Annotated in this window: 14 protein-coding genes and 1 tRNA gene; 5 read left to right on the top strand and 10 right to left on the bottom strand. The window is 62.8% G+C overall.

Features of this window, described 5'->3' with window-relative positions; genetic code table 11:
* Window positions 1–39: 39 nt before the first annotated feature.
* On the top strand, window positions 40–2376 hold the full coding sequence (locus ACZ9A3_RS03210; protein WP_476252129.1) for a tetratricopeptide repeat protein: 2337 nt from the start codon (window positions 40–42) through the stop codon (window positions 2374–2376).
* Here ACZ9A3_RS03210 and ACZ9A3_RS03205 read toward each other — a convergent pair whose 3' ends face one another.
* Window positions 2377–2802: a hypothetical protein gene (locus tag ACZ9A3_RS03205; RefSeq protein WP_176794292.1), complete on the bottom strand. Its 426-nt coding sequence runs from the start codon at window positions 2800–2802 to the stop codon at window positions 2377–2379.
* Window positions 2803–2903: 101 nt separating this feature from the next.
* Here ACZ9A3_RS03205 and ACZ9A3_RS03200 point away from each other — a divergent pair, with 101 nt between their 5' ends.
* On the top strand, window positions 2904–3551 hold the full coding sequence (locus ACZ9A3_RS03200; RefSeq protein WP_258609918.1) for a TetR/AcrR family transcriptional regulator: 648 nt from the start codon (window positions 2904–2906) through the stop codon (window positions 3549–3551).
* A gap of 6 nt (window positions 3552–3557) precedes the next feature.
* Here the strand turns inward: ACZ9A3_RS03200 and ACZ9A3_RS03195 are convergent, their stop codons facing one another.
* Window positions 3558–4238, bottom strand: coding sequence for a peptidoglycan DD-metalloendopeptidase family protein (locus tag ACZ9A3_RS03195; protein WP_213602190.1), 681 nt, complete (start codon window positions 4236–4238; stop codon window positions 3558–3560).
* Between the two features lie 48 nt (window positions 4239–4286).
* Window positions 4287–5168, bottom strand: a complete 882-nt coding sequence (locus ACZ9A3_RS03190; RefSeq protein WP_213602192.1) for a LysR family transcriptional regulator — start codon at window positions 5166–5168, stop codon at window positions 4287–4289.
* Window positions 5169–5259: 91 nt separating this feature from the next.
* On the opposite strand from ACZ9A3_RS03190, the gene ACZ9A3_RS03185 reads away from it, so the two are divergent.
* Entirely contained in the window at window positions 5260–6210 is a 951-nt protein-coding gene (locus ACZ9A3_RS03185) for a DMT family transporter (RefSeq protein WP_093386444.1), read from the top strand.
* On the opposite strand, the gene ACZ9A3_RS03180 is transcribed toward ACZ9A3_RS03185, so the two are convergent.
* Window positions 6152–6610, bottom strand: a complete 459-nt coding sequence (locus ACZ9A3_RS03180; RefSeq protein ID WP_093386449.1) for a hypothetical protein — start codon at window positions 6608–6610, stop codon at window positions 6152–6154. The genes ACZ9A3_RS03185 and ACZ9A3_RS03180 overlap by 59 nt on opposite strands.
* A gap of 148 nt (window positions 6611–6758) precedes the next feature.
* On the opposite strand from ACZ9A3_RS03180, the gene ACZ9A3_RS03175 reads away from it, so the two are divergent.
* The gene (locus ACZ9A3_RS03175) at window positions 6759–8012 is read left to right on the top strand and encodes an SMI1/KNR4 family protein (RefSeq protein WP_476252128.1); all 1254 of its coding nucleotides are present in this window, start codon (window positions 6759–6761) and stop codon (window positions 8010–8012) included.
* A 3-nt stretch (window positions 8013–8015) separates the two neighbouring features.
* On the opposite strand, the gene ACZ9A3_RS03170 is transcribed toward ACZ9A3_RS03175, so the two are convergent.
* Together ACZ9A3_RS03170 and ACZ9A3_RS03165 are read right to left on the bottom strand one after the other, a co-directional pair.
* On the bottom strand, window positions 8016–8636 hold the full coding sequence (locus ACZ9A3_RS03170) for a CatB-related O-acetyltransferase (protein WP_045193528.1): 621 nt from the start codon (window positions 8634–8636) through the stop codon (window positions 8016–8018).
* Window positions 8637–8653: 17 nt separating this feature from the next.
* Window positions 8654–9538 carry a glycosyltransferase family 2 protein gene (locus ACZ9A3_RS03165; protein ID WP_093386460.1) on the bottom strand — a complete coding sequence of 295 codons (885 nt, stop codon included), beginning with the start codon at window positions 9536–9538 and terminating at the stop codon, window positions 8654–8656.
* A gap of 344 nt (window positions 9539–9882) precedes the next feature.
* Here ACZ9A3_RS03165 and ACZ9A3_RS03160 point away from each other — a divergent pair, with 344 nt between their 5' ends.
* Window positions 9883–11979 (top strand): TonB-dependent receptor, encoded by a 2097-nt coding sequence (locus tag ACZ9A3_RS03160; RefSeq protein WP_476252127.1) that lies wholly within the window; start codon window positions 9883–9885, stop codon window positions 11977–11979.
* 60 nt (window positions 11980–12039) lie between these two features.
* On the opposite strand, the gene ACZ9A3_RS03155 is transcribed toward ACZ9A3_RS03160, so the two are convergent.
* The 4 genes from ACZ9A3_RS03155 to ybgF form a co-directional block, all read right to left on the bottom strand.
* Window positions 12040–12115: transfer RNA gene (locus ACZ9A3_RS03155), tRNA-Lys, on the bottom strand.
* A gap of 61 nt (window positions 12116–12176) precedes the next feature.
* Window positions 12177–12851, bottom strand: coding sequence for a 7-cyano-7-deazaguanine synthase QueC (gene queC / locus ACZ9A3_RS03150; RefSeq protein WP_476252126.1), 675 nt, complete (start codon window positions 12849–12851; stop codon window positions 12177–12179).
* Between the two features lie 13 nt (window positions 12852–12864).
* On the bottom strand, window positions 12865–13512 hold the full coding sequence (queE, locus tag ACZ9A3_RS03145) for a 7-carboxy-7-deazaguanine synthase QueE (RefSeq protein ID WP_093386470.1): 648 nt from the start codon (window positions 13510–13512) through the stop codon (window positions 12865–12867).
* A 158-nt stretch (window positions 13513–13670) separates the two neighbouring features.
* Window positions 13671–14498 carry a tol-pal system protein YbgF gene (gene ybgF, locus ACZ9A3_RS03140; protein WP_476252125.1) on the bottom strand — a complete coding sequence of 276 codons (828 nt, stop codon included), beginning with the start codon at window positions 14496–14498 and terminating at the stop codon, window positions 13671–13673.

Here is a 14498-nt window from a genome sequence, read left to right as displayed (position 1 = left end):
GACAGCACGCCCCTCTTTCATCGGATCACGGAAGTCTGCATGTCGAAAGATCGTCGCAAGCGTACCGATACCCCGCCGGCCACTGCGCCGGCGCGTCGACTGTTCTGGCCGCTGCTGGCAGCGTTGGCGCTGTTACTGACGGTGATTGCCTGGGTGCTGGTCGAGCAGAGCGCGCCGCTCACCGCCGCCAGCACCGCGCCAGCCCCGATCGTTGCGCCAGTGGCCCCGGCGAGCCTGGTTGACGAGGCCCAGTGCCAGGGCTGCCACCAGGCCCAGAGCAAGCAGTGGCAGGGCTCGCATCACCAGTTGGCGATGCAGGTCGCCAGTGCCGAGACGGTGCTAGGTGATTTCGCCGAACGCAGCTTCAAGGCCGAAAACGAGGTCACCCGCTTCTTTCGCAAGGGCGGGGATTTCTGGGTCAACACTCCCGGTGCAGACGGGCGTAACCAGGATTATCGCGTCGCTTATGCCTTCGGCATCGAGCCGCTGCAGCAGTACTTGATCGACACCGGCGAAGGCCACCTGCAAGCCCTTGGCGTGGCATGGGATACACAGAACAACCGCTGGTTCCACCTTTATCCGGGCCAGGGCGTGGACTTCAAGAACCCGCTGCACTGGAGCAAGCCGCAACAGAACGCCAACTTCATGTGCGTGGAGTGTCACACCACCGGCTTCAAGCGCAACTTCAACGCCGCCAGCGGCGCCTTCGACAGCCAGTGGAACAGCCTGGGGGTCGGCTGCCAGGCGTGCCACGGCCCGGCCTCCAACCATGTGCAATGGGCGGGGCAAAAGCCCGCCAAGCAAGCCAATGCCGGTTTCAGCCGCAGCCTGGCCCATAGCGACAACATCAGCGAAGTGCAAACCTGCGCCCGCTGCCACGCCCGCCGTGCACCGCTGGGGGATGGCTTTCACAGCGACCGCACGCTGATGGACGACTACCTGCCCAGCCGCCTGACCCGCGAGCTGTATGCCCTGGACGGCAAGATCAAGGATGAGGTGTTCGAGTACGGCGCCTTCAGCCAGAGCAAGATGTTCGCCAAGGGCGTACGCTGCAGCAACTGCCACGACCCGCACAGCACCCAGCTCAAGGTAGCGGGCGATGGTGTCTGCCTGCAATGCCACAACCCTGCCGGCAAGAGCGCAGTGGCCGGCATCGATGGCAGCGGTTTGCAGGCCAAGGACTACCAGTCCATCGAACACCATCGGCACAGTCCCGGCCAGCCGGGTTCACAATGCGTGGATTGCCACATGCCGGGCAAATTCTACATGGTCAACGACTGGCGCCATGACCATGGTTTCAGCATTCCGGCACCGGCCCAGGCATTGCAACTGGGCACCCCCGACGCCTGCCTGGGCTGTCATAAATCCAGCCCCGGCCAGCGCATCGCCGAACAGTTCCGCCTGTGGTACGGCAAGGACGGCGGCAGCACTTACGCCATCAGCCTGGAGCGCTTGCGCAGCGGCAAACCCGGCGCCGCCCAGGCGCTGCTGGAGCAGTTGCAGGACCGGCAACTGCCGGCCATCCGCCGCGCCACCTTGCTCGCCGAACTGGCCAACTACCCCAGCGAGCAGAGCTTCAAGGCTGCCGCCCGCGAGCTGAAGAACCCCGCGGCGCAAGTGCGCCTGAGCGCCCTTGAAGCAGTGGCGGCGCTTATGCCTGCCGAGCAGCGCGCCGACCTACTGGCACCGCTGCTGCGAGACCCGACACGGGCGGTGCGCATCGCCGCCGCCCATGCCTTGCTGGCGGCCCGGGCTGCGGGCCTTGGCGTGCATGAAGCGGCCTTCGACAAGGCCATCGGCGAGTACGAGCAGGTGCAGTTGAGCCTGCTGGAGCGCGCCGAAGCCAATCTCAACCTGGCCCAGCTCTATCAGGCCAGTGGTCGTGGCGCCGAGGTCGAAGGTTACCTGCGCAGCGCGATCCGGCGCGATGCCGATTTCCTCCCGGCACAGGTAGCGCTGGCGCAATGGCTCGACAGCCAGGGCCGCAGCACAGAGGCACGGGCCGAGCTTGACCAGGCCCTGGCCCGGCATCCGCAAGCCGCCCTGCTGCACCAGGCCAGCGGCCTGGCGCTGATTCGTCAGGGCCAACGCGAGGCGGCGCTCAAGGCCTTTCGCCAAGCCGTCCAGTTAGAGCCCGAGAATGCTGGCTTCGGCTATGTGCTGGCGGTGGCCCTGCATGACCAGGGGCAGCCAGCCAAGGCCCGCGAGCAACTGTGGCGCAGCCTGCAACAGCACCCCTACAACCGAGACCTGCGCCTGGCGCTGATGCACTACCTGCAACAAGAACACAAACCCGCAGAAGCCGCGCAACTGCTCGATGCCCTGCGCCAGATCAACCCCCACGACCCGCTGCTGCAGGCCAGGCCCAATGGCTGATCAGGCCACCGGCTGCTGCGATGCCCGCCCTGTGGTCAACAGGCTCAAGGCCAGGTTATGAGCCAGCGCCGCCCCGGGGACGGCGTGCACCGGCACGCCATAAACTGCTGCCAATACCGGTGCCAGGCCGGTCAGTTCGGCAAGGTTGCCCGGCTGCCCGGTTGCCGTCAGGACCATGCCCCGGCACCACGACGCCAGCCACTGGCGCTGGCCCTTGAGCCACAGCACCAGACGCTTGCGCGCCTGCAAGTCGTCCTCGGCCGCTGGCGGCATGGGCGGATAGACCAGGACAAACTCACGGTTGCGCGTCAGCAGCGCTTCGACCTCGACAATCCAGCGCTCTACCTCGTCAAGATTGGCAGGCATGGACTTGACGTGAACCAGCGGAAACTCACCGGCATCGAACAGAACCCATTGGTTGAGCATCATCGTACACCTCGATTTAATACTGTACTGTACGATACACTTCTTTCAGCAAAGATCAACCCAAACGAGATTTGTTCTCGTTAAGTGACGGACAAGCAACCATGAGTACTGACTGCGAAAAACCCAGGAAGGCCAGCCCGCGCCTCACCGCTCGCGGGCTTCAGCGCCGCCACGCATTGATCGAGGCGGCCACCCGGACGTTTATCGAGCACGGTTTTGAAGGCGCCACCCTGGACATGATCATCGACCTGGCCGGCGGCTCACGCGGGACGCTGTACAGCAGCTTCGGCGGCAAGGAAGGTTTGTTTGCCGCAGTGATTGAACGAATGATCGAAGAGATCTTCGTTGCCCCAGACCCCGGCAGCGCCGCACACGACTCGCTTGAACGCGTACTCGAACACTACGGGCGCCGCTTTCTGCACGGCCTGCTGGCGCCCAGAAGCATCGGCCTGTATCGCTTGATCGTGGCCGAAGCGCCGCGTTTTCCGCAGATCGGCGAGCACTTCTACACCCTGGGCCCCGAGCGCAGCTACCAGTTGCTGGCCGAGCGCCTGGGGCAACTGCACGGTATCCAGGCCGACCGGCAAACCCTCAGCCTGGTTGCTTGCCAGTTTCTGGAGATGCTCAAGGCCGACCTGTTTCTCAAGGCGGTCAGCATGCCGGCCTATACCCCGGCCAGCGAGGACATCGAGCAACGTCTGCAACTGAGCGTGAAGATCATCGCCCACTACCTGCAAGCGACGCCTTGAGCATCCTCAGCTGGCCGGCAACACGCTCAGCGGATCGATCGGCTTGCCGTTCTGGCGGATTTCGAAGTACAGCTGCACGCGGTCGGTATCCAGGTCGCCGGCTTCGGCAATCTTCTGGCCCTTGCTGACGGTCTGGCCTTCCTTGACCAGCAACTTGCTGTTGTGGCCGTAGACGCTGGCATGGGCAGTGCCATGCTGGAGGATGATCAGGTTGCCATAGCCGCGGATGTTGGTCGCGAACGCGACCTTGCCACCCAGGCTGGCGTACACCGCCTGGCCCGGGGTAGCGGCGATGCGAATGCCCTTGTTGAGCTTGTCGGCAGAGGAATAGCGGCGGATCAGCGTGCCCTGCAGCGGCCACGCCCAGCCGCGCAGGGTGACCTTGGTGGCCGGCGCCACGGGCCGGGCCTTGCTGGCACTGCTGGTGGTGCGCGTGGTGGTTTTCGAGCCGCCGAAGCGGATGGTCTGGCCGACATTCACCGCATAGGGCGCACTGATGCCGTTGTAGCGCGCCAGTTCCTTGAAGTTCCAGCCATGGCGCGAGGCAATCGAGTACAGGGTATCGCCGCGCTTGACCTTGTAGGTGCCGGCCACGACTTTGTTGGCGGAGCTACCGGGGCTTGGGGAATGCGAACTGCATGCAGACATCGCCAGCATTACGGCGATCAGAACAAACCTGAAAAACACACCACTTCCTTTTCCCGGAGACGCCGTTGACGAGGGCGCTACTATAAATCAGTCCGCAGCGTTACGCGGCAATGTCCGTGCAAGTTCGATAAAAGCCCGGGTCGCGGGCGAGATGATGCGCTCATCGACCACCGCCAGCCCCACCATCCGCTTGACCGGCGGATCGAGCGGGCGCTGCACATAAGCCAGGCTCGTGGGCAACGGCAAGGACGATTGCGCGACGATGCTCACACCGTCACCACGGGCAACCATCTCCAGGGTGCTGAGCAGTTGCGAGGTGCGGTAGCGAATCCGGGGTTGCAGCCTGGCGGCAAGAAACAGCCGCGAGACGATCTCGGCTGAACCGGCCTCGGTCAATACGAAGGGGTCCAGGCACAGTTGCTTGAGCGTCACTGAAGCGAGCTGCGCCAGCGCATGGTCGGCGGGCAGCAGCGTAACCATCTGGTCCTCCAGCAGCGGGTAGCTGTCGAACTGCTCTTCAGGCAGCACCACGAAACCGACATCGATGCGCCGCTCCTGCAGCCAGTGCAGCACCTGGCGGTCCGGACCTTCGTCGACATGCACCTCGATACCGGGGTACGCCTGGCGGTAGGCAGCGAGAATCGCCGGCAGCAAGCGCACCGACGCTGTCGGCCCGAACGAGCCGATGCGCAGCGTACCCTGCTTCATGCCACGGGCATCGTGGGCTTCCTGGCGCAGGGTTTCGGCCAGGCCGAGCATGGCCTGGGCCCGCGGCAGCAGGCGGCTGCCAATATCGCTCAGCTCGATCTGCCCCTGCTGGCGCTCGAACAGGGCCACGCCAAGCTCTTGCTCCAGGGCGCGGATGGCGTGAGACACCCCTGATTGGGAGATTTTCAGTTGCGCCGCGGCAAGGGTGAAGCCCTTGCGCGCAGCGACCACGGCGAAGATTTCCAGCTGGGTCAAAGTCATCGAAAGCCCATGAGCAATTGCTCATTTCCCTATGATTCGGCATTCGAACAAGTATGGCGCATCACCTGTACGCCGTCAGCCGGGGCCCGCCATGCCGTCTCAGTTTTGCACCTACCTGAAACTTGCGCTGGTCGCGATGATCTGGGGCGGCACCTTCGTTGCCGGTCGCGCCGTGGCCAGCGCTGTCGATCCGCTGCTGCTCGGCAGCCTGCGCTTTGCCCTGGCCAGCCTGGTGCTGGCGATCATCCTGCGGGTGTCAAAAAAGGGTTTTGTCCGGGTGAGCAAGACCCAGGCCGTGCAAGTCGCCGGCCTGGGTTTTGCCGGCATCTATGCCTATACGCTGTTCTTCTTCCATGGCCTGCAATACACCGATGCCTCCCGGGCTTCGCTGATCGTGGCGAGCAACCCTGCGGTCATGGCGATCATGGCCTACCTGTGTTTCAGGCAGCGCCTGGGCCGCACACAGTTGCTCGGCGTCGCCCTGTGCCTGCTGGGCGCGGGCTGGGTGGTGCTGGCCCGGGCGCCCGCAGCGATTGGCCAGGGCAGCTGGCTCGGCGATGGCTTGATCTTCGGCTGCGTGCTGAGCTGGGTGATCTTCAGTGTCTGCTGCAGCGGCCTGGTGAAACAGCTCGGCGCGCTGCACACGGTGACCTATGCGGTGTTCGCCGGGGCAGCGATGCTCAGCGTCCACGCCCTGCTCAATGGCAGCCTGAGCATCAGCGCATTGCACGCACTGTCGGCGCCCGAGTTGCTCAGCCTGGGGTACCTGGGGGCACTGGGTTCGGCGCTGGCGTACGTGCTGTATTACGACGCCATCGCCAGGATCGGCGCCACCCGGGCCGGCAGTTTCATTGCCCTCAACCCGCTGACCGCCGTGGTCGCTGGCGCCCTGCTGCTGGGCGAGCAACTGAGCGGCGCCATGCTGGCCGGTGGCACGCTGCTGATCAGCGGCATACTGCTGGTCAACCGCGTGCCGGCACGGCTCAGTTGTCCTGCGGCCAGTGCAGGTTCACCGTGCCGGTCTGGCCGGGAACCAGGTTGACGGCGCCCAGTTGCTGCACGCCATTGCGCGAGGCAACCAGGTTGTAATGACCCGGCGGCAGCTTGACGTAGACCATCGGCCCGACCTGGCTCAGTTGCAGCAAGGTTTGCCCCTGCCCGCCCTGGATCGCCAGGTCGACATCCGGCACATACTTGTTCTCGGGGCCGGTCGAGAAGGTCAGATGCAAGTTATAGCCCTGGACTTGCTGAATGGCCCGCGACTCATCGATGCCGATTCCGCCGCTGACATAGCTCACGCCATTCTGCTCCTGGGGTTGCAACTTGACCCCGGACATGTCGATCGGCTCCTGGTACTGCGCAGCTTGAGCGTGCTGGGCCGGCCAGGCCACCAGCAACGCAGCCAGTGCCGTGGTGAACGCAAGTGTGCTGAAGGATTTCATTGCCATGACTCCTGCGCTACAGCGTCGATACCATTTTACCCCTCTCACTCCTGGCGTTTAGATCAATTCGGCGTGAGGCTTGCGGGCAATACAATGAGGGTTTCGCCGCGTGCTAGAGTCTGCGGCCCAATCCGAAGGTGGACCACGAATGGAACTCTCCCCCGCCGAACATCAGCTGTTGCAGGACCACCAACTGGCCCTGTTCGAAGGCTGCGTGATCTTCGATACTCAACCTGCAATCGACGCCGCCACCCTGGCGCGGATCGAAGCCCAACTGAGCGGCCCGCTACCTGCAGGGCTGTTGCAGCTGTGGCAGACCTGCCTGGGCGGTCGCGTCGGCTATGACCTGGAAGTGGTTTACGACGGCCACCGCCACCCGTTCTCCTTCAGCGAGCTGTTCTACCCGGATAGTGACGGCTACCGCGACCTCTGGGGCTGGATCGAGCACGAACAGGAGCAAGCCGAAGAAGCCGCCCGGGAACACGGCCGCCCCTGGAACGGCAAGCTCGACTACCTGCCGTTCGGCGGATTCGAATATCTGGAGCGCTTGTACGTGTGCGTCACCCCGGGCCCCAACCATGGCGCGGTGATCGCCTGGAGCCGCGGGCTGCCGCCAGCCTGGGCCGGCAGCCTGCACCAGGACAGCCTGGCACGCATCGCCGACGACATCGCCGGGCTGTTCCACCTGCTGGCCTATGAACAAGACCCGTTCGACCCGCAGGCCGAGTACAGCAGCGCCAGCGAACTGCTCGAAGCGCTGGATGAACTGGAAGCAGCCGGTGAGTCGGGCGTGACGCTCAAGGCGCGGCTTGAGACCTTGCTACGCGAACGAGTACTGGACTGGCGCCCGGCACTGGCTGACGGCAGCCTCGCCGGACAACCACGCCTGCGCCAACTGGCGCTGCTCGATGCGGCCAGCCATGGCGATATCGAGCGCCTGGCAGCCCTGCGCAGGGCCGGCTGCGACCTGAGAGAAGTGCTGCGCGGACACGGCGCCAGCCTGGAATGCTGCCTGCAGCACGGCCACCTGGAAGCTGCCAGCTGGTTGCTCGACCAGGGCATGCCGGTGCAAGCCGACACGCTGCTGGTAGGCGCTGCGCAGGTAACGCCGGCGCTGGCCAAGCGCTTGCTGGGCCTGGGGGCGATAAGTGAACCCAGTGCGGTGCTCAGCGCCATCGCCCAGGACCACCTGGACAGCGCCGAGATCATGGCCCGGCCACTGCTTGAAGCCTCGCCGGACAGTGCCAGTGCCTTGCAAAAGGCGTTGCTCGAACGCGCCGAGCAGCAGCGGCGCGATGCCAAGCGGATCAAGGCCGGCACGTTGTACAGCAACCTCAGTGCCGCCGACTATCTGGCCGAGGCCGAACGCATCGACGCGCTGCGCCAGCGCCTGTTCAACTGACTGTCAGCCGTTACGGGCCTTGATGTAGGCAAGAAAGCTATCAAGGTCCGAGCTGCTGAGCATCCGCGAGACAGCTTTGACTTCATCCATGGGCCAGTCCCACCAGGCCGCTTCGAGCAAGGTGTTGCGCACTTCTTCGTCAAACCGCCACCTGATCTGCTTGCACGGGTTGCCGCCGACCACCGCAAACGGCGGCACATCGCGGGTCACCAGCGCACCGGCGGCGACAATCGCGCCATGGCCGATGGTCACGCCCGAGAGGATCACCGCGTTGGTGCAGATCCAGCAGTCGCTGCCGATCACCACATCGCCCTTGCTCGGCGCATAGTCCTTGATGTCCTTGACGGCATCGACCATGGCCGGGAACGGGTAAGTGGTCAGCCAGTCGGTACGGTGCTCACCGCCGAGCAGTATCTGTACGCCCGCTGCGATCGAGGTGTAGGAACCGATCTTCAGCACTGTATCGTCACCGAACTCGACAACTTCCGGAATCCCGTAGGTGCCCACCCCGACGCTATAACGTGGGTAACGCAGCCTGATCTTTTCTGCCGCACGCTCAAGCTTGTCCATCGAGCGCAGTCGTTTGCGCTCACGCCGCTGTTTCAAGAGGTCGAATAACTTCACAAAGGGGTCCTTGCTGATCAACGGTGCAGTACGAGGCGCTTCAGGCGTTTGAATGTGGTGCGGTTGTAATGGCGTAGCGGGATCGAACGCAACAGTTGCCAGGCAAATTTCTTGTCGGCGACCACCGCATACTTCAATGCCTTGTTGATCAGCACCGTCCTGCCCTGCTGATACCCGGGATGCGTTTTGAAGGGCGCCATCGCCAGCATATCGGCATCCAGCAGGACCTTGAACTTTCGCGACAGGTTGTTGGGGTGGCGGCGATAGCGCGTCACGCACACCGGCAACTCGTGAATCTGGTAGCCCTTGCTGGCGATCCTGAGGGTGATCTGGAAATCCTGGACCTTGATCGCCGGGTCGTAGAACTGCGCCGCGCGCATCGCCTGCATGCGGTACAACGCGCCCGGCGCACCGATGACCACTGCCTCGCGGACGATCTGGTCGAAGCTGAAGGTCTTTACCTCGGTGCGCTGCTGGGTCTTGGTTTCGGCGCCATCGCTGTCCATGTAGGCGATCAGGGCGCCGACGCAGCCGACCTCGGGGTGCTCGTCCAGGTACCTGGCCCTGACGCTGAGCGAATGCGGGAGCATGATGTCGTCCAGGTCCGGAGTGGACACATACACGCCCCGGGCATGCTTGAGGCCATTGTTCAGCGTGGCACTGACGCCCTGATTGTGCTGGGTCAGCAGGGTGAAAGCGTAGGTGTCCTGCAGCGCCCGGAGCATGGCCAGGCTGTTGTCCGTCGAGCCATCGTCGACAATGATCACCTCGAAGTTGGGGTAATCCTGGGCAAAGATGCTCTGCAGCGCGGCCTCAAGGTACTTCTCGGCGTTGTAGCAAGGAGCGACGACCGAGATCAGTGGCGGCGACTGGGAAGGCTGCTGGGCGTGTTCTTGGGTCATTACGGGTAAAAGCCTTATGCCGGCCTCACGACGGAGGCGGGTCATCTTTGAGTTCGAAGTGGCACCATGATGCTGGAACTCTACCTGGTTGTCATGGTTCGCTCCAGAAACATGTCGAAACACCTACAGCTGCAAGAAAGGTAAGCGGCGAGATTATCATCGGCAGCGTAACTGCTAATAATTCTCATAAACACTTACATTTAATTTTCACTGGGGTGAAACTTTACATGTCTTGCCAACTTGCTCGTGGTCGTTCATCGCATTCCTTCATGGCTTCAGCGCTGGGCCTTGCCGTCGCTTCAACATCAAGCTATTCGCTCGCCGAGAAGGCGTCCAGCCCGCCTATGGAGCTGGGCAATATCAACATCGATGCCAAGGCCAGCAGCGACTACAAGACTGAACACTCGGCGTCGGGCAAGTACACCACCACCCTGCTCGACACCCCGCAGACCATCACCGTGGTGCCCTCCCAGGTAATCAAGGAGCAGCAGGCCCTGAGCCTGCGCCAGGTACTGTCCAACGTCTCCGGCATCACCTTCAACGCCGGCGAAGGCGGTGGCGGCTCGGGCGACAGCATCAACATCCGCGGCTTCTCGGCCAACAGCAATATCCAGATCGACGGCTTGCGCGACAGCGCCCAGACCAACCGCACCGACACCTTCAATGTCGAGCAGGTCGAAGTCATCAAAGGCCCCAACTCTGTGTTCGGTGGTGCCGGCACCACCGGCGGCAGCATCAACATCATCAGCAAGCAGCCCCAGGACCAGGCCTTCACCCGCCTGGGCGGCAGTGTCGGCACCGACAGCTACTACCGCATGACCCTGGACAGCAACCAGCCGCTGGAGGGCGTAGGGCATGACAGCGCGTTTCGCATCAACCTCATGGGCCACCAGAACGATGTGGCCGGCCGCGAACAGATCGACCGTGAACGCTGGGGGCTCGCCCCATCGCTGCGCCTGGGCCTGAGCGAATCCACGCGCCTGACCCTGAGCGCCTTCCACCAGGTCGATGACAACCTGCCCGACTACGGCGTACCGGCCCTGGACGGCAAACGCCTGGCCGGCGTCAGCCGCGAAGACTACTTCGGCTGGAAGAACCTCGACAAGGAAGAGATCGAGCAAAGCTCGTTCACCGCCAACTTCGAACACGACTTCAACGACAACCTGCGCCTGCAAAACCTTACGCGCTACAGCCACATTGCCCGCGATACCACGGTTTCGGCTTCGCACGTCAACACCACCGGCCTGCCGCCTGGCCGCTATCGCCCCGCCGGCCCCCAGGGCTACGGGCGCGATGCGACCACCGAAATGTGGATCAACCAGACCAATCTGATCAGCAACTTCAAGCTGCTGGGCATGCGCCATGACCTGGTCACCGGCATGGAAGTGTCACGCGAAACCATGGACCTGAAGACCTACGGCTACGGCTTGAGCAACGCCCTGTATCCCGCTAATGGTTATGATCTGAGCAACCCGCCGGGGCACTGGTCGGGGCCGGCCAACAAGGCCACCAGCAGCTACACCGACACCGAGCTGACCAACCAGGCGCTGTACATCTTCGACACCATTGCCCTGCATGAGCAATGGGACCTGAACCTGGGCCTGCGCTACGACAAGTTCAAAGGTCAGGCCCAAGGCTACGACGCCGGGCATGTACGCACCTCCGACTTCGACTCCACCGACGAGAAACTCAGTGGCCGTGCCGGGCTGGTCTACAAACCGACTGAGAACGGGCGTATCTACCTGGCCTGGGGCAACTCCTTCAACCCTTCGGCAGAGAGCCTGGCCTCCACCGGCGGCGGCCTGAGCGCGGCCACCGAAAACCTCGCCCCGGAAAAGAACGAAACCTGGGAACTGGGGACCAAATGGGAGCTGCTCGACAAGCGCCTGGAACTGGACGCGGCGCTGTTTCGGGTAGAAAAGACCAACGCCCGCGAAACCATGGCCGACGGCTCCACCCAACTGGCCGGCAAGCAGCGTGTACAGGGCGTCGAAGTCGGGGTCACCGGGCATATCACCGAGCAGTGGGATGTGTTCGCCAACTACACCTTCCTCGACAGTGAAACCCTCAAGGCCGCCAACACTGCAGCCGGTATCGCCCGTGAAGGCCAGGCCCTGGGCAACACCCCGCCGCGCTCGCTGAACCTGTGGACCACTTACCAGCTGCCGGCCGGCTGGACCCTGGGCTATGGCGCGCGTTATGTCAGCGAACGCAACGTCACCTCCAGCACCAGCGCCAAGCTTGACGCCTACTGGCTGCACAACGCCATGGTGGCGTACCGGGTCAACGAAGACCTCGACCTGCAGCTGAACGTCAACAACCTGTTCGACAAGGATTACGTTGAGCGTGTGCGCCAGCAGAACGGCACCGATGCGCGTTCTTCGGCCATAGAGTACGGCGATGCGCGTTCGGCGATTCTGTCGGCGACCTACGCGTTCTGATAGGTAGGAAACGAAAAAGCCCGCGACCTTTGCAGGACGCGGGCTTTCTCTTACAGCGTATGGTGGGTCGTGTAGGATTCGAACCTACGACCAATTGGTTAAAAGCCAACTGCTCTACCAACTGAGCTAACGACCCGTTGGATGGCGCGTATAATACTGATTTCTAACAGGAAATCAACACCCCATCGCAAAATAATTTAAAAATATCTGGTCGGGTCCTCTACACCGGCGGCTTTAAAGCCGTCGGCGCGCAGGCGGCAGCTGTCACATTTGCCGCACGCACGGCCTTGATCGTCGGCCTGATAGCAGGAAACGGTCAGGCTGTAATCCACCCCGCGGGCCATGCCGGCCTGGACGATCTGCGCCTTGCTGAGGTTCTGCAGCGGTGCCTGGATGCGAAAGCCGTTGCCTTCGACACCGGCTTTGGTAGCCAGATTGGCCATGCGCTCGAACGCCTCGACGAACTCCGGACGGCAATCCGGGTAACCGGAGTAATCCACGGCGTTGACGCCGATGAAGATATCGCGGGCTTCCAGTACCTCTGCCCAGCCCAGGGCCAGGGACAGGAACACCGTATTGCGTGCCGGCACGTAAGTGACCGGGATGCCTTCGCTCGGCGCTTCAGGTACATTGATGCTGCTGTCGGTCAGGGCCGAGCCGCCAATACCGTCCAGGCTCAGGCCGATGACCTTGTGTTCGACCACGCCCAGGTCGCGGGCAACCCGCGCTGCGGCGTTGAGCTCGGCGCGGTGGCGCTGGCCGTAGTCGAAGCTCATGGTGTAGCAGCTGTAGCCCTCGGCCTTGGCCATGGCAACAACAGTGGCCGAGTCGAGGCCGCCGGAAAGCAGAATTACCGCACGTTTCTCAGTCATTGCATCACTCCTGTCAGCGTCCCGGTTCGTCGTTCCACAGCAGTTTGTGCAGCTGCATCTGGAAACGAACCGGCAAATTATCGGCCACGATCCAGTCGGCCAGGTCGGTGGCACTCACCTGGTGGTGGCTGGGCGAGAAGAGTACGTCGCCAGCGCGTTTTTCCAGGCCATATTGAATGAGCTTGGACACCGCCCAATCGTAGTCTTCACGGGAACAGATAACGAACTTGACCTGGTCATTCGGGGTCAGCAGCTCGATATTCTCGTAACGGTTGCGGTGAACTTCCTCGGAGCCTGGGGTTTTCAGGTCGACCACGCGACTGACCCGGGTGTCGACCCTGGAAATATCCAGGGCGCCACTGGTCTCCAGCGAAACCTCGTAACCGGCGTCGCACAGTTGCTTGAGCAAAGGGATGGCATTGGGCTGGGCCAGCGGCTCGCCGCCGGTGACGCAGACATAGCGCGGCTTGAAGCCGGCGACCTGGTCGAGGATCGAGTCGAGGGTGCGGATGCTGCCGCCACTGAATGCGTACTCGCTGTCGCAATACTGGCAACGCAGCGGGCAGCCGGTGAGGCGGACGAATACCGTGGGCAGCCCAGCGGTACGCGTTTCACCCTGCAAAGAGTAAAAAACTTCGGTAATGCGTAATGTGTCTTGCATAGTCGCCACGGGCGTAACAGCTAAACAGGCTGTCCGCCTCCGTCAGGCACTGCTGAGAACCCGTCATCGCGTAGTTCGCAGCAGCGTGTTTCATAAAAGGGCAGTGATTCTAACGAAAAAACCCGCGACTAGCGCGGGTTTCTTTTAAAACGGCTGGTTCAGAGCTTTTGCAAATCGCGCTGGGCCAGTTGTGCAGCCGAGGTACCCGGGTACTGGGTAACCACCTGCTGGAGAATGCCCTTGACCCGGTCGGTGTGACCCAGGCGGCGTTCCACGTCGGCGAGCTTGTACAGCGAATCCGGCACCTTGTTGTGCTTGGGATACAGCTGGCTCACTTTGGCAAAGGCTTGCCCTGCCGCTTGCAGGTCACCTTTGGCCAGGTTTACTTCACCGAGCCAGTACTGGGCGTTGCCGGCATACTGGCTGTTCGGGTACTTGCGCAGGAAGGCGTTGAACGCCTGGCTGGCCTTGTCGAAATCCTTGGCTTTGATCAGGTCGAAAGCAGCGTCGTAATAGAGCTTCTCTTTCGCCGGATCGCCAGGTTCGCTGCTGGCGGCAGGCTGCTGGCCGGTGGCAGCACCGGCGACAGCGCCTGCAGCAGCACCGGCGGCTTCGCCACCGGCTGGGGAATTGGGCGGAGTGGTGGCAGGTGCAACACCGCTTCCGATACGCCGATCCAGGTCCTGGTAACGCTCCAGGCTCTCCTGTTTCATGCGTGACACGTCATTTTGCAGCTCTTCAATGACGCCTTGTTGACGCGCTATCTGCTCCTGCATTTGCTGCAGTTGCATGAACAGCTGGCCCTGTGCCGAGGCAGGGGCCGTAACCCCTCCCCCGGCATAGGCGCCGTTCGTACCATAACCCGCAGGCGGATAGCTGCTTGCGCCGCTATAGCCTGCGTTGTCATCAACAACAGGAACCTCAGCCCAGGCCATGAGAGGCAGGGTGAGAGCCAGGACGGTTACAGCACGACGGCACGTTCGCAT

The organism is Pseudomonas sp. TE4620 (genome assembly GCF_056279045.1).
Note: the sequence above shows the minus strand (reverse complement) of the source record. Positions and strands in the feature narration are given on the sequence as shown.

Excerpts from the sequence above, each read along its gene's own strand:
- queC (WP_476252126.1), bottom strand. The coding sequence starts at position 12,851 with ATGACTGAGAAACGTGCGGTAATTCTGCTTTCCGGCGGCCTCGACTCG.
- ACZ9A3_RS03165 (WP_093386460.1), bottom strand. The coding sequence starts at position 9,538 with ATGACCCAAGAACACGCCCAGCAGCCTTCCCAGTCGCCGCCACTGATC.
- ACZ9A3_RS03180 (WP_093386449.1), bottom strand. The coding sequence starts at position 6,610 with ATGAAATCCTTCAGCACACTTGCGTTCACCACGGCACTGGCTGCGTTG.
- ACZ9A3_RS03200 (WP_258609918.1), top strand. The coding sequence starts at position 2,904 with ATGAGTACTGACTGCGAAAAACCCAGGAAGGCCAGCCCGCGCCTCACC.
- ACZ9A3_RS03175 (WP_476252128.1), top strand. The coding sequence starts at position 6,759 with ATGGAACTCTCCCCCGCCGAACATCAGCTGTTGCAGGACCACCAACTG.
- ybgF (WP_476252125.1), bottom strand. The coding sequence starts at position 14,498 with ATGCGAACGTGCCGTCGTGCTGTAACCGTCCTGGCTCTCACCCTGCCT.
- queE (WP_093386470.1), bottom strand. The coding sequence starts at position 13,512 with ATGCAAGACACATTACGCATTACCGAAGTTTTTTACTCTTTGCAGGGT.
- ACZ9A3_RS03205 (WP_176794292.1), bottom strand. The coding sequence starts at position 2,802 with ATGCTCAACCAATGGGTTCTGTTCGATGCCGGTGAGTTTCCGCTGGTT.
- ACZ9A3_RS03185 (WP_093386444.1), top strand. The coding sequence starts at position 5,260 with ATGCCGTCTCAGTTTTGCACCTACCTGAAACTTGCGCTGGTCGCGATG.
- ACZ9A3_RS03190 (WP_213602192.1), bottom strand. The coding sequence starts at position 5,168 with ATGACTTTGACCCAGCTGGAAATCTTCGCCGTGGTCGCTGCGCGCAAG.
- ACZ9A3_RS03160 (WP_476252127.1), top strand. The coding sequence starts at position 9,883 with ATGGAGCTGGGCAATATCAACATCGATGCCAAGGCCAGCAGCGACTAC.
- ACZ9A3_RS03210 (WP_476252129.1), top strand. The coding sequence starts at position 40 with ATGTCGAAAGATCGTCGCAAGCGTACCGATACCCCGCCGGCCACTGCG.